The following is a 17,996-nucleotide window of genomic DNA, read 5'->3' as shown; positions in this document are numbered from 1 at the left end:
TATGAGATCTGGGTATTGAAGATTCTTTCTATGACATATGTGTGAGTTTAGTTCTTAATATTATCCAATACGGGCGAGTATCCCATTTTAGAACAAATGTAGATTAAATTCAACTTATCATCATTAAATATTAATAAGTTTTTCATTTTGAAAGGGATATTTGGATATCCACTTGTTTTTATCGCTTTTTCTAATCATTTCCAGATGTTGCATCCGGTGGGCATCGGTACCCAGGAACGAGATCAAATCATGCCTGAGAAGCCATTCTGCCATTTTATTTACGTTGTCCCCGTAATAGCTGGTAAGTGACAGTACATTGACCTGCAACTCGCATCCCTGATCTGCCAGTTTTTTATACACAGATGGATCTGAATAGAAGTAGGTATACCGCTCAGGATGGGCGAGAACTGGCTGATAACCCCTCTCCAGAATCGAAAAAAGCGTCTCGGAAGTGTTCATCAGTGGCGTCGAATAGGGCAATTCCACCAAAAGACGATTACCGGGTAATGTCAGCAATTGCTGGCCGGTTGTCAGCAATTCAATGAAGTGCTCATCAATGAAATATTCCGCTGCGGCATCGATCTGTAAAGTGAGGCCCGCTTCTTTTGATGCTTTTCGAACATCTTCCAGCCCGGACAGAATTATTTCCGGGGTGTTCTTATAGCAGTCCCACATCACGTGAGGAGTGGTTACTGCTCTGCTATAACCCAGATCCTGCAGTTTCCTGACCATTTCAACAGCGTCTTCAACAGTTTCAACGCCGTCGTCTATTCCAGGGATCATATGAGAATGGATGTCTATCGCTATGTGGGACATATCCAATTCTTTTTTCTGTTTCTTATCAAATAACCAGTCAAGCATAAGAATTCGGTTTTGTCTATCGGCGCAATTTACAGGGCAACGATACGCTGAAACCGGAATTTTGATTTTGTGTAAAGTTGGACAAATTTAAGATAAAAAATATAAGACTTTGCAGTGTGATACGCTGATTTTTTTTTAAATGAGCAAAATTATGAAAATAGGTAACATTATTAAGTTGTTTGAGTAATGGGTTGTGTATCAATTTATAAACCACTGTTTTGAGATATTTTGATATGGATGCCAGAAACCCAACCGGTAAAATGAGACTATGCGAAGGAGCGTAAAATTCTCCTAAAACGGATTTTGATATATTACTATGCGCTTGACGCCTAACTTTCCTTGGATTTTGCCGAGGTCGCTCACCTACCATAGTGCTTAGTCTAGGATGCAATTCAATGCTGCCGGTAGGTCTGTGAAGAGTCCGAAGATTGGAATATTAATATTTAATCTTGTGGGAGTAGTTTTGTCTGTTTTCGAGATTTTATGTACTTAGTAGCGGCGAGTTTATTAAAATTTTACAAATTATAATTTTGGAGATATGAAGAAAGTATTCATCAAATTAGCCGCGGGTATGGCATTCAGTGTACTTGCCTCCGCTGCTTCCTTTGCCCAGGATGGTTGGGTTTCTATTTTTAATGGAAATAATCTGGACGGATGGAAAGTTGGAGAGAACGCATCCTCTTTCAAGGTTGTGGACGGGACGATTCAGGTAGCTGGCCCCCGTGCACATTTGTTTTATGACGGGCCGGTAAAAAATCATATGTTCAAAAATTTTGAATTCCGGGCGCAGGTCAAAACCAAGCCAGGCGCAAATTCTGGGATTTACATTCATACGACCTATCAGGAAGGTGGCTGGCCGTCCAAAGGATATGAAATTCAGGTCAATAATTCGCATACCGACTGGAAGAGGACCGGGAGCCTTTATGATATTCAGGATGTTAAGGAAACTTACGTAAAGGATGACGAGTGGTATACCGAATATATCAAGGTAGAAGGGAAACATATTACTATTAAAATCAATGATAAAACTGTGGTTGACTATGAGGAAACAGATGCAGACAAGAGACCCGAGGGGATGAAAAATCGGATTTTGAGTAGCGGAACCTTCGCCTTGCAGGCACATGACCCGAAAAGCGTGGTATTTTATAAAGACATTCAGGTGAGACCTTTGACCGAGTAGGTGGTCATCGTGATTTTGAACTTGTAAATTGCCGTAGTGATCAGGTCACTGCGGCAATTTTTTTGTTTCGAATAGGGGCTGTGAAGGAATTATTGAATCATATCGATGAGAACAATTGGGCAGTGCACCTTTTTGAATTTGGCCACTGTATTCTGACAGTCATTCGAGGTATTAGTATCTTTCTTTATTTTATCGTTGAGTAAAATCAGACATCCGGATTGTAGCGATCGCAATTACGGGTAACGTTCCCGGGCATAGCGCGATGTCGCCTTGATTGATTGGACTAATAGTAATTTCTTCTATCATCTAGGTGTATATTAAGTTAACTTTTTATTTTATTCTTTCAGGGGACGGGCAAAGTCAGGATGATCATCTCTGTAACGGCATTAAGATTTGCAATAAGTTCAACTTAGGTTTTTATGAAATTCGATTTGCATTTTGTTACACGTGCTCAGCGGTCGCTTCGTATGTAGTGAATTTGTTTTGGGTTATCTCCAAACCCTTTATTTACGTATTTCTATATACGTTTAAAATAATTTCTACAAAATAAGTACAACTACTATAACTCTCATTGAAACTTACTTTTGATATTTTGTGCTTTTATGGTAAACTTATATATCATATTATTTAGTTTATGGTTGAATAGATAATTATCCAGACGAACTTGAAACCCCAATAACCATTTTATGACTTGGCTTTAATTAAGTAGACAGGTAAGTCAACTTTAACGGATTTTGGTATACGTAAGAGCTAATTCTACAATTCAATTCGTAATCATTTTACGATATGCAGCATTATTCTGAATTACCATCATTAACCACCAAATTACTGAGCCTTCTGATTACCATGTTTATATAACATTCATAACCTCTCCGCAAGGCAGATAACTGACTAATAACTAGGATTTTAAATTTATGGAATCTTTTACTTGACTTTGACTGATGTTTTGAAAACTTATTTCAACAGAGGATTGATACGCTCGATATGATTGGTGAAACAAATGTGTACAAATTATATTCATATCCAAATAAAACCTCAACTAGTCGGGCAAATTAATTTATAAAGCGGGCATTTTCCAATATTAAAGGGAGCGGGCTTTGGTAATTTACGCCTTCCACCCATTTCAAAAACTCAGATGCGTTTGCCTTGCTTATAATAATTGGCTCCGGAGTAGGTGAGACAGTTCCGATTAAAAGTTTCCTGCCAAAATACTGCTGAATGCTCGTTACGGCTTTTCTATGGATAATGAACTGCCTGTTGGCGCGGAAAAAATCGCGCGGGTTAAGGGTTGTGATGATATTGTTCAGTGTATCGCGCGTTTCATAATGCGTGTTTTGCGAATGTACAGTTACCGTGTAGTTATTGTAATAGATAAAATCCAGCTTGTCCATACTAATGGGTATAATTTTGTCTTGGTAGTAAACCAGGAGCGAACTTTTATATCCGTTCATGTACGATACCGAATTATTTATCCTCTTGTTATACAGTGAGTTACCTTCTACGAATAGTTCTTTTAGCTGAACAAATTTCCTTAGGCTTTTCTGAAGTCTGGTGTTATTAATTGGTTTCAGGAGATAGTCTATTCCGTTATTTTCGAAGGCTTTGAGCGCATACTCATCATAGGAAGTGCTAAAAATTACCGGCGCAGCTATCGGAAGATTCCGGAAGATTTCAAACCCCAGTCCGTCTGCCAGCTGAATATCGCAAAAAATAAGCTGTGGCGCTTTATTGCTCATCAGCCATACTCTGGCATCCAGAACTGTGTGAAGTATGGCGCAAACCTTAAAATCCGAGCCGGTTTGCTCAATCATTTCCTTTAATTCGCAGGCTACTTTTGAATCGTCTTCAATGATTATAACGTTGGTCATAGTCGAAGGGAAATTTAACTAAAAATGGATTTCTTCTTCATAGGTTTTCAGTGGTGATAGTTTAAAATGTGTGTACTTCTTTTCTGCATTTTTCAATGCCTGCTTGGTACCAGTTGGTATGACGTTACTCTTTCATGTTTGGTTATTGACAGACCTGCTAACGAATTACTCAGGAACTGATGTTATCTGCAACTCCGGCACATAGTGACCCGGGCAATCGCTTTTATCTAAGAATAACTGATACGACACAAACCGAATTTCATTCATTGTCCGTAAACATTTTTAACAATGAAACCGGATAGAGCAGCGGCTTACCAAGCCTGATGTTTTTGCAACTTAAATCTGCCCTGTTATATGAAATTCCGGGATATGATAAGTAGGATTTATCATATCAAATATACAAACAAATTTTATTTAAAAAAACAATAAAAACGCCAGGAGAATATCTTGTGATAGGAATAAAATCCAATATTAAATTGCAAAAACTCGCCGACTTGAATTTGTAACCGCTAATAAAGAATTGAGTAATAGGGTGTTTAACCGATGCATGAACTTTGAAAAAATTATTACCCTCAATAAAAATTTGCTTGTCTTCTTTTATCCGCAACTTATTAAACGGTAACGCACCCAATCACCTTCCAATACCAATAATATTTCCCGGTATTTTAATTTAATGATCTGTAAATGAGGTATTTTTAATAGAAATAATTGTTGATGGTTACTTGAAGGATATTTTGTGTCTTAACAATGGACATGCATAATAGCAAGGCAAATAGCAGCCCAATGCGGATTTTGAGAAGTGATTGGTTGGGTTGTTTTTGAAGCCTTAATAAACTCTAGGAATATTAATGAATCAAACTATTTTGACAATTGAGCTAACGGAATAAAATGACAGACCGAAGGAAAATTGCAGATTGTATTTTTTCATGATATAGCTTAGATAGTCGGAAATTGTATGCGTTATTTCCCAACGTTCACACCCGATACAGTTCGATATTGGGTAGGGGATATACCTTCGGATTTTTTGAATTGCCTGCCGAAATAGTTTAGATCAGAAAATCCAAGCTGGTAACATACGTCAGAAATGCTTGCTTTTGTTTCCGAGAGTAAATGCTTGGCTTTTTTGATTTTTTCCTGCAATATAAAGTCAAGCGGGCTAATGCTGAATTCGCGCTTAAATGCCCTGTAAAATGATGTTCTGCTCATGCATGCCTTTTCGCTGAGCTCATCTACCTGTATCTTTTCTGTAATGTTCGCCCTGATATAATTGATTACGTAAGCCAGGGGACTGTCTGTATTCGCGTGGGGATCATCAATGGCCGTCTGCAGGTTTTGTGTCTGGATAATGTGGACGACAAGCTCTTGCAGGGTTAAGTCAGCGAAAATGTCCTTGCTTAGGGAAGAACCCGAACAAATGCTGATCAACTTGTTCATTGTCTGGGCCAGCTCGATGTTATTCAGGAAATGATACTGGTTATGATGCAGCTGCCAGAACTGATGCTGCCCCTGTCTTGGGTACTGTTCATTGAGGCGGTCGATGATCTGCTGGATTTTGATGTGATCGAGGGCCAGCGCGATGCACTGAGTGGGATTTTCTTTGGTGGCATCCGGGAAGTCAATTTTCATAGTGACGTGCGCCGGCACAATGACCGACTCTCCCGGCAGGTATTCAAAGCCAGGCTTATCAAAGAGGTGCATTACTTTTTTCCCTCTTAGCATACTGGTCACCACAAAATCCGGGAAAGTCAGCGACACCAGCTCAGAGGTCTGCAGGGTTTCAAAAAGGTTAAGCTCGCAATTCTGAAGTGTAAAAGCACGCCGGTTTTCGACGAGTGTTTTGAGGGATCTTTCTGCTGAGAGAGCTACCTGGTTTAATTTGTATCCGGCGGACATAGTTAATGGGAGCGTTTACGTAATGTATAGCTTGTTTCATACATTCTCGCGGATTTTTTTCATCTGCCCCTGATCCATGTCCTCCATTTTGCCCGCTCAAATTAGTTAAATAAATATAATTCTTTTTTGATAAAATGAGATATTTATGCTACAATATGGAACGATTGTACCAATGATTAACGAGGCTCGGAGGTAAGTTTGTATTCAATGTTCAATTAATTAATCCCTTAATGATATGAGTGCAGAAACCCAAAACCCAGTTGCTGAGCCTAAGGCGAACGTCAGTGAAAACCTGGCCAGGAGGCCGGAGTTCAAGGAAAAATATGGAAATTTCATTGGCGGGAAATTCGTGGAGCCCATTAAGGGCGAATACTTTGAAAATGTTTCCCCGATCGATGGCCAGGTGTTTACAAAAGCTGCAAGGTCTACTAAAGAAGATATTGAAAACGCACTGGATGCAGCGCATCAGGCATTTCCTTCGTGGAGCAAAACATCTGCTGCTGGCAGAAGTAATCTTTTGTTAAAGATCGCGCAGGTTATTGAGGATAATCTGGAATATCTGGCCGTTGTGGAAACAATTGACAATGGCAAAGCCATCCGTGAAACGCGTGCGGCGGATCTGCCCTTGTGTGTGGATCACTTCAGGTATTTTGCAGGCGTGATCAGAGCGGAGGAAGGAAGTGTGTCGGAGCATGATGAAAATACGGTCTGCATCAACTTACATGAGCCGCTGGGTGTTGTAGCGCAGATTATTCCCTGGAATTTCCCCTTGCTTATGGCTACCTGGAAAATAGCGCCCGCCCTTGCGGCAGGTTGCTGCGTTGTGGTGAAGCCAGCTGAACAAACTCCAACCTCTATTATGGTGCTGATGGAACTGATCGGCCATATTCTTCCCCCGGGTGTCTTGAACATTGTATCCGGATTTGGTGTGGAGGCAGGTAAGCCACTTGCTTCTTCCCCTCGGGTCGCCAAGGTCGCTTTTACGGGCGAAACCACAACAGGCCGGCTTATTATGCAGTATGCATCGGATAACCTCATTCCGGTGACAATGGAGCTGGGTGGAAAATCACCAAATATTTTCTTTCCTTCGGTGGCCGATGAAGACGACGCATTTTTTGATAAAGCTATTGAAGGCGCAGTTTTATTTGCCCTCAACCAGGGAGAAGTATGTACATGTCCGTCGAGGATCCTGGTTCATGAAAGTATCTATGATAAATTTATGAGCCGTGTTATTGAGCGTACCAATGCAATCAAAATGGGGCATCCGCTGGATTCAACTACGATGATGGGCGCACAGGCTTCCAATGATCAGTATGAAAAAATCCTTTCGTATTTAAAGATAGGAAAAGAAGAAGGAGCGGAAGTGCTGGCAGGCGGCGATGCGCAGACATTTGAAAACGGTATTTCGGGTGGGTACTACATCAAGCCTACTATTTTTAAAGGGCATAACAAAATGCGGGTCTTTCAGGAGGAAATTTTTGGACCCGTTGTCTGCGTAACCACTTTTAAAACCACAGAAGAGGCGATTGCAATTGCCAATGATACCTTGTACGGTCTGGGAGCAGGAGTGTGGACCCGCGATGCCCACGAGATTTATCAGGTGCCGCGCGCTATACAGGCTGGCCGGGTATGGGTAAATAATTATCATGCCTATCCGGCTCACGCGCCTTTCGGTGGATATAAAAAATCGGGATTTGGGCGCGAAAACCATAAAATGATGCTTGGTTATTATCGCCAGACCAAAAACATGCTGATTTCCTATGACAAAAATAAGTTGGGATTTTTCTGAACAAAATAAGCAACGATATGACATCCAGGGTATTAATAACGCCTGAGGCAGAAAAAGTTGTTGACGAACTGAAGGAGCGTTACGGAGATCTGATGTTTCACCAGAGCGGAGGATGTTGTGACGGGTCGCAACCGATGTGTTTTGAAAAAGGAGAATTCAGGACATCCGACAGCGATGTGCTGCTTGGAGAAATAGCCGGCTGTGAATTCTTTATGAGCAGGGATCAGTTCGAATATTGGAAACATACCCAGCTCACCATTGATGTCACGCCGGGAAGAGGATCTAGTTTTTCTCTGGAAATTCCGATGGGAATACGCTTTATTACCAAATCCAGGCTGTACAGTGAACAGGAGGCGAAGGACTTGGTGGCGGTAAACGGGTAATTCCATTTGGGTGATCGAGCGCAGGACGACGGGCGTGCCGGTAAATTCTGGCATTCCTGTTTTCCCGCGCTTCTTTCTTTTTAGCCCGATATTTTTTATATTTGTTCAAATCAAGCGGTTTGCTGACTTGGAAAATTAATGTCAGCTTTTATTAACTTGTCTGTAAATACAGTTTTTATAGACTTTACAAGCTGAATTTTGAATTTCAATGAATTTGAACTCCACGAAGACGTGCTGAACGCCGTGGACTCCATGAATTATCAGCAAGCCACACCTATTCAGGAACAAGCGATTCCGTCTATTCTTAGCGGTAAAGATCTGTTGGCTTGCGCACAAACAGGTACGGGTAAAACAGCCGCCTACCTCATTCCGATTCTTGACAAGGTGGCCCACGAAACCAACGAGCAGACAGGTGCACTTATCCTTGTGCCTACACGCGAGCTGGCAGTGCAAATCGATCAGCAGATCCAGGGGCTGGGTTATTTTGTCGGAGCTACCAGCATTGCTGTGTATGGAGGCAATAAAGGCCCTGAATGGGACCAGCAGAAAAAAGCGCTTACACAAGGTGCGGATATTATTATCGCTACGCCTGGTCGTCTGATTGCACATTTGCAGCTCGGGTACGTGAGTTTTGCACATTTGAAACATTTGGTGCTTGACGAGGCAGACCGGATGCTCGATATGGGTTTTTTGAGTGATATTCTCAAAATCATGAGTTTTCTTCCGGCAAAGCGGCAAACACTGATGTTCTCTGCAACCATGCCTTCCAAAATCGGAGAATTGGCTAAAAGGATTCTTCACAATCCGGAAGAAATCAGACTGGCCGTGTCGCGACCGGTTGACAGGATCGATCAGCAGTTTTATATGGCAAAAGATGAGCAAAAACTTCCGTTGCTGATTCATTTGCTAAGTGAGGTTCAGAATACAAGTATGGTACTGTTCACTTCGAGAAAATCGACTGTGGAGCCGATCGTCAGGTCGTTGCGTAAGCTTGGATTGCGGGCGCAGGGGATCTCGTCGGATTCGGAACAGGCCGACCGTGAAATTGTGCTAAGGGATTTCAAAAACAGAACTTTTCCCGTTTTAGTGGCGACAGATGTGTTATCCCGGGGTATTGATATTGATAACCTGAGCCATGTCGTAAATTATGATGTTCCGCGCGATCCGGAGGACTATGTGCACCGGATCGGAAGAACAGCGCGTGCTGAATCAAAAGGGACTGCGATTACGTTTATAAATGAAGCGGATCAGAAATACGTTCTGAAAATTGAACGCCTTTTTGAAAAAGAAGTTGAAAAAAGAAGTATTACACAGGATTTGGGGCTAGGCGAGCCGCCAGTATTCGAACCCAAACGTTTCAGAACCACCGGACGAAGGAAACCCGGCAGCGGTAACGCTGGCAGCAATAAGCCAACGGGCAAAGTTGCCGGAAGAAAAAACAGACGTAAGCCCAAAAGGGAACAAACGAACCCAACCACCCAGGCATAACTGCCATTCAGAGTTTGTCAGAGACGTAAGCAGCATCAAGGAGTGTTTATCCTTTTTGCTTGGCATTGATTTTTTCAGATCGTCATGCATGAACTTAAATTAATAACTATTGGACCGTTTAATTGATTGGATAAGAAATTATAAGTTTAGCGTGTCAGATCCTCCCATTATTACCATGGAGGGGTTGTTTTCACTGCTGCTCCTGCTGGTACTCAGCCTGGTGGCAGTATTCTTTCATCTTATCAGGATTTATTTTAATTCTCCCGTTGATTTTTCAATGGACTGGAATCTGTTTTTAAGCTGGATTCCTCTGATCGTAGCCTTCCTTGCCGATAATTTCACCAAACGTTTTGGTAAAATTCCCGTGTGGCTTATCATTTTAAGTTTCATATGGCTTGCTTTTTTCCCAAATGCCCCGTACATGATCACCGATCTGGCGCATCTGACTGTGGATTATCAGCGGGACCTTACCTGGCATGATACCATCATGCTGTTTTTTTATGCGGAAGTCAGCCTCTTCAACGGGCTTGTTTCGTTGTATTGGATACACCGCTCCTGGCGGCGTGTTTTTAGCAGGAGTGTAAGTACGGTTTTTCTTTTAATGAGCCTGCCGCTGGCCGGGTTCGGCGTGTATTTGGGGCGGGTAAGGCGTATGAACAGCTGGGATATACTGCATGATCCGATGGCAATCCTCAAAAATTTGTTTGAAAGTGCCCTGGACCGTACAGCTTTGGTTTTCAGCATGGAGATAGGAATGCTTTTAGGAATACTTTATCTCGTCTTATGGGCAATCATCAGGTTCCGGATCAGGCATAGCAGGAAAACTATTGAAGCGGCCGACTAAGCCCGGAATTTGGATGTCAATGGAGTTGCTTTCAACCGATCGTTTTCAACTGGATATTGTCTATCAGGGATCAGACCTGGTAGCCATAAATAAGCCCCACGGGCTTCTGGTGCACCGTACTTCTATGGCGGCAGACGCAGATCTTTTTGCGGTACAGATTCTGAGAGACCAGATTGGCCAGAAAGTATATCCTGTCCATCGCCTGGATCGAAAAACAGCTGGTGTATTGCTATTTGCCTTAGACGAAGAAATGAACAGTTTGATGCAAGTACAATTTGCCAACGGGCAGGTGAAAAAGAAATATCGGGCGATTGTCCGGGGATTTACGGACGACAAAGGGGAGATTGACTATCCGTTACAAAAAGAAGACGGCACTGTTCAGGAGGCATTTACTTCTTATATAACATTACAAAGGCAAGAGGTACCTTTTGCTATTGGAAAACATAACACGTCGAGGTACTCACTGGTCGAATTAACGCCCACGACCGGCCGCATGCACCAGCTGAGAAAGCATATGGCTCATATTCTTCATCCGATCATCGGAGACCGGCCGCATGGTTGCAATAAGCAGAACAAGTTTTTTAAAGACAAATTCCAGATGATGACCATGTTACTGCATGCCACGCAACTGGAATTTGTACACCCTGTTTCGGGTGGGATAATAAAGATCAGCGCAGAATATCAGCCTGAGTTCCTGGGAATGATGGACTTGCTGGGTTTCTCGCGCTGATCTCACTGTGTTTTAATTGGGCGTGAATTTGACAACCTGATGTTCAATCGGTTTGATTGTTTTCAGATACCTATAAATAGCTCTGAGGTCTTTTTCGTCCATTCCCTTGTACATGCCCCAAGGCATTGGCGTATTCATATCCTTTGGTCCAACCTTGTGGGGAACATACCCCGAGTCGTTATCCAGTTTAAAACGTTTTACGAAAGCGTCTTCGCTCCACAAACCGATCCCCGTTTTATTGTCGGAAGTGATGTTGGACGAACGCACGGTGCCAGAGGGAAATTTGAATTCCATACCACCGCTGAATTCTGTACCAGGTATTTTTGCGCCCTTTTCGGTTTGGCTGTGACATTCGACGCAATTGGCAGCAAGGACAAGGTATTTACCGTGGTTCAGTATGTCGGTTTCATCCGGGCGTTTACCGGGATTTGCTTTGGCGGGCATGGTATTGAGCAAAATATTAACCGGAAAATCAGCTTCAGAAGCAGGTACATCGTTTTTAACCGGCTTCAAGGATCTTACATAAGTAATCAGACTGTAAATGTCTTCGGTATCAAGCTGGCCGTAACCGTGATATGGCATTACAGGAAACAAAGGGTTTCCATTTTTGCTTACACCGGTCGTAATAGCCCTGAAAATCTCACCATCTGTCCAGTTTCCCAGTGCATAAGGTGTAATGTTTCTCGCATAAAAATTGCCCGGAAAGCCCATGTCTTTGTTGAAGGCTTCGCCGCCACCTCCCAAATTTCCTTCTTTCAAAGGTCCCCCGTACAGGGTCCAGTCACGTGTGCTGTGGCAATCCATACAAACCGTAATGTGATTGGCAAGGTACTCGCCGCGTTCCAGACGGGCGGGTGTTTTTTCAATGTTGAGCTGAGGAGCTTCGCCTACATCGGGCAGGGCTGTTTTTACATAAGCAACCGCCCCGAGTGCAAACATGATTAGAACCAGCACGAGAATGCCGGCGATTTTTAGAATTTTTTTCATAGTGAATAGGTACAGGAACGTTAAAAATGCAAAACTATGGAAAACATGTAGTGTGTACTCGTTCTGAGGTACGTAAGGGCCATTTTTTGCCTGAAAACATATTAAACGGTAAAATTTCGGTGCTCCCTGATTATTTTGAACTGCCTGTGCAACGTTTTTCTGCAACGTTGTGTCCGAAAGGAAAAGGAACGTTTAATACTATACCATTCTATGAAAAATATTCTGCCCATTTTTCTGCTTCTATTTGCCTCCTTGTCCTGTATCACAGATGACAGCGTACCTTTTAACGGAATAGAATTCGATGGCACCGGCTACCGGCCGATCTATGCGACTGCCGAAGAGGTAGCGAAAATTCAAATCCAGGAGCCGCGGCTCTTATCCAAGCCCGGTAAAATTTACCTTCTTGATCCTTATATTTTTGTCAATGAGTCAGGTGAAGGAATTCATGTTATCAATAATTCCGATCCCAAAAACCCGGAAAACCTGTCCTTTATTTCAATTCCGGGAAACTATGATATGGCTGCAAAGGGTAGCTGGCTATATGCGGACAACATGTCAAATATGGTTGTTTTCGACATCAGTGACCCCAAGTCCCCGAAGCTGACCAAAACAATTGCAGATGCAATCCCGGTCAATAATTACCCGTCATTCCGGAATATCTATTTTGAATGTGCGGAGGATAAAAAGGGTATCGTGATAGGCTGGGAGAAAGTACCTATGTCAGAAAGACCTAAATGTTACCGTTAATTCTTCATCCAACTATTCCTGAAAACTATACGCTGCTTATGAAAAAATTAGCCCCTCTTTTTTTTATTGGCCTCACGCTGATCGGACTGATCATGCTACTGATCGGCTGCCAGGAAAATGCCGACTCAAGCGTCTCACCCCAGACTGGTGTCGGCGGCTCCATGGCGAGATTTGCGATTACAGGCAACACCCTTTATATTGTTTCAAAAGAATCCCTGGAAGTGTACGATATCGCCAATGCCGGAAACCCTGTAAAGGCGCAAAAAAAAGACATGAACGTTGGTATCGAAACCATTTTTCCGTATCAGAACCATCTTTTCATCGGTGCTAACGATGGGATGTACATCTACAACAACAGCAATCCCAACAATCCTTCGTTTGTAACAAAATACACCCACATCCAGTCTTGTGATCCTGTGGTCGTACAGGGCCAGTATGCGTATGTGACTTTGCGTTCGGGAGTAGCTTGCCGCTTGGGCAATACGTTCAGTTCCCTGGACGTAGTAGATGTGAGCAACAAATCGCAGCCGGTAATGGTGAGCACTCAGGCGATGACTTCTCCCTACGGGCTTGGAGTTTCAGGTAACAAACTTTTTGTTTGTGAAGGAGAAAATGGCTTTAAGGTTATGGACATCACTGAGCCAAGAAATCCTGTTTTGAAGCATCATTTTGAGGACTTACCTTCGTACGATGTGATCGTCCGGAATAACAATCTTATCATCACTGGCGAGAAAGGACTCTTTCAATATAGATATGATAATAGTGACAATGTTGAATTTCTAAGTAAAATACCGGTTTTATGAGGAAAGTGTCCGGATTAGTAGTAACGCTGCTTTTTTTTATTAGCCCATGTTTTGCACAAATAAATGCCAGATCCGCACCTGGGCACGTAATCGTGAAATTTTCGCCGCTCACGTTATTTGATATCGATAACACAGTCCAGTTTGGTGTGGAAATACCTCTTGGACATGAAAAACTAACCCTTCAGCAGGATCTGGGCTATGGACATTCGTCATTTAGTATATGGTATTCCGGCTACGATTATCGGCCTGATAAGGAAATCTTCAAAACCCGGACACAGCTCCGGTATTATTATTTTGGAAAAAAGTGGGCGAGGGGCTATGTGGGTCCTGAGTTTATGTTCAAGAAAGTAATCTACAGGGAGAATAAGTTCGTCGGTATGGACTGTGTCAACGGAACATGCGGTTATTTCGAAAACAAGGATATCAAATCGGCCAGATCGGTCGGTGCTGCGCATGTGAAAGCCGGATGGCAGTTTTATTTTTCCAACCGCATGACATTGGATGTTTTCACTGGTTTCGGCCTTCGTCAGTACAGGGTCAGAAGCCTGTCTGATGGGGTTGACGATTTTAACTTTTCCGGATCCGGGTACTTCTGGGAAAACAACAGGCCCGGTTCGATTGAGACGTTCCCGAGCCTGGCGATGGGTTTCAATATCGGTATTATGTTGGGGAAGTTTGAGGACTAGTCTGCCTCGTGCATGTCTATAACCCAGGGTTTAAACCCTGGGTTATAGAGACGAGATGTGAGTCTAGCTCCCTGTCTCGGGCTTGGTTTTCTTGTTGTACTTCTTTTCTGCAGTTTTGGCTTTTTCAAAATCCAGTACCACACCGTTGATACAATAACGCAAACCGGTAGGCGGCGGGCCGTCATCGAATACATGGCCCAAATGTGACTTGCAGCGGCCGCACATCACCTCTATTCTTTGCATGCCCAGGCTGTTGTCCTTTGCCTCAATAATTGATTTTTTGCTGATCGGCTCAAAGAAGCTCGGCCACCCGCAGCCGCTTTCATATTTTGCATCGCTCTTGAAAAGCGCGTTTCCGCAGACTGCGCAATAAAACGTTCCTATCTCTTTTGAATGCTCATATTTGCTCGTAAATGGCCTTTCTGTTCCTTTTAAACGGGCAATATTGTAAACCTCCGGAGAAAGAAGCTTTTGCCATTCCTGGTTGCTTTTGATGACTTTTGAAGTGTCAGTTCGCGAGTATGGGGTACCTTTTTTTTGATCCGTTCCTTGCTGCGAAGACTGCCCGTAACAATTCTGAAGAAGGATAACAAAAGTTGCCACGAGCAAAGACGCCAATGTATTTTTCATGCTGTCTATAGTTTTTAATAATTTCCTTTAGATACGATAACAGAGGCTCAAAAGGTTAAATCATCTTACTTTTATTTAACAATAATTCATCGTGAAAAATTTAGATAAAAGCGGAAAGATCTTTGACGCCCAGTTTCCTAGCAGAAGTGAAACCCTCCCCGAACGTAACTCCGATCGCATGGCCCATTTCCCTTGCCCGTGCAATAACGAATTCAAGAAATTCGGGTGTGGATATGTAGCTCTGGGGCTCATTGCTGTTTTCGTCAAATTCCGGTACATGGAATTGGCTTTTGAAGGCACGAATGGCTTCTATTTTCTTATCATGAAAATCCGAGATATCTACGATAAAGTCTGGACTGATGTAACGGTCTTGCACGGTATGAAAAACCCTGCCCGGGCGCCATGCTTCCTGCTCCTTCCCCGTTTCATCGCACGTCTTGACCATTCTCAATCCCGAATAAAAGCAGGCGTCGGAAACAAGCTGCCCGCCTCTGCCGTGATCAGGGTGCCTGTCGTCGATGGCATTGGTGATCACAATGTCGGGCCGATACTTCCGGATGTAGGGTATGATCGCTTTTTGATGTGCCCCGTTATTTTGGAAAAACCCGTCAGCCAGCCCTACATTTTCTCTCACCGCCACGTTCAGTAGTTTGGCTGCGTCCAATGCTTCCTGAACACGTCCTTCGGGCGTTCCCCTGGTACCGAGTTCACCCCTGGTCAGATCAACAATACCTACTTTTTTGCCCAAGGCTATTTGCGCCAGAAGCGTACCTGCACAACATAACTCCACATCGTCCGGATGTGCAGTGATGGCAAGAATATCAAGTTTCATAAGTTTTTAATTATTTGATGCGAAGCTTTTGCCCGATCCTCAATGTGGCGCGTGTCGACATACGGTTGCGACGGGCTATGGAAGAAATACTAACGCCATATTTTCCTGCAATAGAACTGAGGGTATCGCCGGATCTTACGCGGTGAAGCACAGAACGTGTATAGGCAACCGGTGCATCGCCACTCTCGAACTCGCTTCTGCTGGACTTCCCCCGAAGGTGGTTCCAAACGCTGCTGGTTAGCAAAAAGTGGTCGGACTTGATCATTTTATTGTCCCAATCAAAAATATATCTGGGGTCAAACGGATTTCCCTCATACCGGTTTTCGTAGTGGAGATGTGATCCCGTGCTACGGCCTGTGCTGCCGCCCAGCCCAAGTACTTCACCAGCTTTAACCATTTGACCGGATTCTACAAGTTGTTTGGACAAATGCCCGTACAGTGTTTCCAGACCATTATAATGCCGTACAACGACAAAACGACCATAACCGCTGCCGTCCCAGGCAACGATCCGGACCATTCCGTCATAAGTGGATCGCACAGTGTCCCCGGTTTCCAGGTCCAGGTCACTGCCGTTATGCCATCTTCCCCAGCGGTAGCCGAAGTTGGACGTAGGCCTGGTAGCGAGCATGGGCGTGCTCCAGAGCCGGCTCGCCGTAGTATCGTATAATTTCAAGTCCACCGGTTCGTCGAATTCCAGCGGACTCAGCCCGTAAGGGTTAATCGTTCGGGCGTCCCAAATCACATAATATTCCGCCGACTTTACCCATTCATCTGCCACAAGTAAAGAATCAACGACTTCAACGACGTCGGTTTCGCCTTCATCGATCGTGGCAGTGTCTTCGCTTACAACAGGGTTAAGGGGTTTTACCGGTTCAAACTGGCTTTGAAATTTCAGATTGGATGTTTCTACCTGGTATTCGTCCTCAGGCTGGGGGGCGCTGATCCGGGTAGGTCCTTCGTTGGCATTGTTTCCGGACTGGTTGATTTTTGGATTTTTCTGGAATTTTCCTCGCTCTTGCGCTTGCGTGTTCCAGGAGATCAAACACACGGTGAATAGCAAACTTACAATAAGCTTTAATTTCATATTAATAAAAAACCAGATCAGACCGCCCCGTGCTACAAGTGCTACGTGACAGCCTGATTCAGAATTAGGGGTTGGGCAAATATTAAGCTGTTTCTTCAATAATAGTCTCTACTTCACGCTCCATCAGGAATCTCTCAGCATCAAGGGCAGCCATACATCCGGTACCTGCCGCCGTAATAGCCTGTCTGTAAACATTGTCCTGAGCGTCACCGCAAGCAAACACACCTTTTACATTGGTGCATGCACTTCCTTTGATAGTCTGGATATATCCGGTTTCATCCATATTGAGATAACCCTTGAAAATATCCGTGTTAGGTTTGTGACCAATTGCTACAAAGAAACCAGTTGCGTCCAGAAGTTGCTCCTCGCCGGTTTTATTATTTTTTACTAAAACAGATTCCAGTCCGTCTTCACCGTTCAGCTTCACAGTTTCGGTATTCCACAATACTTCAATATTAGGAAGCATCTCTACACGTTTCTGCATGATTTTGGAAGCACGCATCTCGTCCCGGCGCACGAGCAGATATACTTTCCGTGCCAGTTTAGCAAGATAACTTGCTTCTTCGGCAGCCGTATCGCCCGCACCAACCACCACTACATCCTGACCACGGAAAAAGAAACCGTCACAAACCGCACAGGCAGAAACGCCACGTCCGTTAAGCCGCTCTTCATCTTCCAGACCGAGCCACTTCGCAGAAGCCCCTGTAGAAACAATTACAGAATCAGCAATGATTTCATGTTTGCCGTCGATGGTGACGCTAAGCGGATAAGTTGTAAAATCAACCGCAGTGGCCAATCCGTAACGGATATCGGTTCCGAACCTTTTTGCCTGCTTCTCGAAATTGATCATCATTTCAGGTCCGGTAATTCCGTCAGGATAGCCGGGATAATTATCAACCTCAGTCGTAATCGTAAGCTGGCCACCAGGTTGGGCACCTTGGTAAAGTACAGGATTCAATCCCGCTCTTGATGCATATATTGCCGCGGTATAACCGGCAGGGCCGGAACCAATAATAAGGCAGGAAACTTTTTCAGATGTCATGTTAAGTTAATACTAAATGTTATTGACGAATGCGGTAATTCCTTTCAAAAAGATAAAGCAGGGCCAAAACCGGGCGTTATATAGTGTGCCTATTGGAGCATTGCAATGTTTATACTCGTCATTTATAACATTGGCTGATCGACAAAAGT

At 43.6% G+C, this 17,996-nt stretch carries 17 protein-coding genes; 9 read left to right on the top strand and 8 right to left on the bottom strand.

What is annotated here, in order from left to right; translation table 11 throughout:
* Nucleotides 1-123: 123 nt before the first annotated feature.
* Nucleotides 124-861, bottom strand: a complete 738-nt coding sequence (locus FBF61_RS21960; RefSeq protein ID WP_138481410.1) for a tyrosine-protein phosphatase — start codon at nucleotides 859-861, stop codon at nucleotides 124-126.
* A 538-nt stretch (nucleotides 862-1,399) separates the two neighbouring features.
* Between FBF61_RS21960 and FBF61_RS21955 the strand changes: the two genes are divergently transcribed.
* A complete protein-coding gene (locus FBF61_RS21955; RefSeq protein WP_138481408.1) occupies nucleotides 1,400-2,041 on the top strand; it encodes a 3-keto-disaccharide hydrolase in 642 nt (213 codons plus the stop codon).
* Between the two features lie 1,052 nt (nucleotides 2,042-3,093).
* Here FBF61_RS21955 and FBF61_RS21950 read toward each other — a convergent pair.
* Entirely contained in the window at nucleotides 3,094-3,909 is an 816-nt protein-coding gene (locus FBF61_RS21950) for a LytR/AlgR family response regulator transcription factor (protein ID WP_138481406.1), read from the bottom strand.
* Between the two features lie 960 nt (nucleotides 3,910-4,869).
* Entirely contained in the window at nucleotides 4,870-5,802 is a 933-nt protein-coding gene (locus tag FBF61_RS21945) for an AraC family transcriptional regulator (protein ID WP_138481404.1), read from the bottom strand.
* A gap of 235 nt (nucleotides 5,803-6,037) precedes the next feature.
* On the opposite strand from FBF61_RS21945, the gene FBF61_RS21940 reads away from it, so the two are divergent.
* The 5 genes from FBF61_RS21940 (at nucleotide 6,038) to FBF61_RS21920 (ending at nucleotide 11,036) form a co-directional block, all read left to right on the top strand.
* A complete protein-coding gene (locus FBF61_RS21940) occupies nucleotides 6,038-7,591 on the top strand; it encodes an aldehyde dehydrogenase family protein (protein ID WP_229215171.1) in 1,554 nt (517 codons plus the stop codon).
* 17 nt (nucleotides 7,592-7,608) lie between these two features.
* On the top strand, nucleotides 7,609-7,974 hold the full coding sequence (locus tag FBF61_RS21935) for a DUF779 domain-containing protein (RefSeq protein ID WP_138481402.1): 366 nt from the start codon (nucleotides 7,609-7,611) through the stop codon (nucleotides 7,972-7,974).
* A gap of 198 nt (nucleotides 7,975-8,172) precedes the next feature.
* Nucleotides 8,173-9,462, top strand: coding sequence for a DEAD/DEAH box helicase (locus tag FBF61_RS21930; protein ID WP_138481399.1), 1,290 nt, complete (start codon nucleotides 8,173-8,175; stop codon nucleotides 9,460-9,462).
* Between the two features lie 151 nt (nucleotides 9,463-9,613).
* A complete protein-coding gene (locus tag FBF61_RS21925; protein WP_229215170.1) occupies nucleotides 9,614-10,306 on the top strand; it encodes a DUF1361 domain-containing protein in 693 nt (230 codons plus the stop codon).
* 19 nt (nucleotides 10,307-10,325) lie between these two features.
* Complete coding sequence (locus tag FBF61_RS21920) at nucleotides 10,326-11,036, top strand: pseudouridine synthase (RefSeq protein WP_138481397.1); 711 nt, start codon at nucleotides 10,326-10,328, stop codon at nucleotides 11,034-11,036.
* A 12-nt stretch (nucleotides 11,037-11,048) separates the two neighbouring features.
* On the opposite strand, the gene FBF61_RS21915 is transcribed toward FBF61_RS21920, so the two are convergent.
* The gene (locus FBF61_RS21915; RefSeq protein WP_138481395.1) at nucleotides 11,049-12,023 is read right to left on the bottom strand and encodes a c-type cytochrome; all 975 of its coding nucleotides are present in this window, start codon (nucleotides 12,021-12,023) and stop codon (nucleotides 11,049-11,051) included.
* 210 nt (nucleotides 12,024-12,233) lie between these two features.
* On the opposite strand from FBF61_RS21915, the gene FBF61_RS21910 reads away from it, so the two are divergent.
* Genes FBF61_RS21910 through FBF61_RS21900 form a run of 3 tightly spaced genes read left to right on the top strand, consistent with a single transcriptional unit; the run spans nucleotide 12,234 to nucleotide 14,259 of the window.
* The gene (locus FBF61_RS21910; RefSeq protein ID WP_138481393.1) at nucleotides 12,234-12,770 is read left to right on the top strand and encodes an LVIVD repeat-containing protein; all 537 of its coding nucleotides are present in this window, start codon (nucleotides 12,234-12,236) and stop codon (nucleotides 12,768-12,770) included.
* Nucleotides 12,771-12,808: 38 nt separating this feature from the next.
* Nucleotides 12,809-13,573 (top strand): LVIVD repeat-containing protein, encoded by a 765-nt coding sequence (locus FBF61_RS21905; protein WP_138481391.1) that lies wholly within the window; start codon nucleotides 12,809-12,811, stop codon nucleotides 13,571-13,573.
* Nucleotides 13,570-14,259, top strand: a complete 690-nt coding sequence (locus tag FBF61_RS21900) for a DUF3575 domain-containing protein (protein WP_138481389.1) — start codon at nucleotides 13,570-13,572, stop codon at nucleotides 14,257-14,259. The genes FBF61_RS21905 and FBF61_RS21900 overlap by 4 nt, the downstream gene beginning before the upstream one ends.
* Before the next feature lie 63 nt (nucleotides 14,260-14,322).
* Here the strand turns inward: FBF61_RS21900 and msrB are convergent, their stop codons facing one another.
* The 4 genes from msrB to trxB form a co-directional block, all read right to left on the bottom strand.
* A complete protein-coding gene (gene msrB, locus FBF61_RS21895; protein ID WP_138481387.1) occupies nucleotides 14,323-14,889 on the bottom strand; it encodes a peptide-methionine (R)-S-oxide reductase MsrB in 567 nt (188 codons plus the stop codon).
* Between the two features lie 100 nt (nucleotides 14,890-14,989).
* A complete protein-coding gene (bshB1, locus tag FBF61_RS21890; protein ID WP_138481385.1) occupies nucleotides 14,990-15,721 on the bottom strand; it encodes a bacillithiol biosynthesis deacetylase BshB1 in 732 nt (243 codons plus the stop codon).
* 10 nt (nucleotides 15,722-15,731) lie between these two features.
* Nucleotides 15,732-16,805, bottom strand: coding sequence for a peptidoglycan DD-metalloendopeptidase family protein (locus FBF61_RS21885; RefSeq protein WP_138481383.1), 1,074 nt, complete (start codon nucleotides 16,803-16,805; stop codon nucleotides 15,732-15,734).
* A gap of 82 nt (nucleotides 16,806-16,887) precedes the next feature.
* Nucleotides 16,888-17,847, bottom strand: a complete 960-nt coding sequence (gene trxB / locus FBF61_RS21880; protein WP_138481381.1) for a thioredoxin-disulfide reductase — start codon at nucleotides 17,845-17,847, stop codon at nucleotides 16,888-16,890.
* Between the last annotated feature and the right edge of the window lie 149 nt (nucleotides 17,848-17,996).

It is taken from the genome of Dyadobacter bucti (assembly GCF_005869225.1).
Taxonomy (GTDB): domain Bacteria; phylum Bacteroidota; class Bacteroidia; order Cytophagales; family Spirosomataceae; genus Dyadobacter; species Dyadobacter bucti.
Note: the sequence above shows the minus strand (reverse complement) of the source record. Positions and strands in the feature narration are given on the sequence as shown.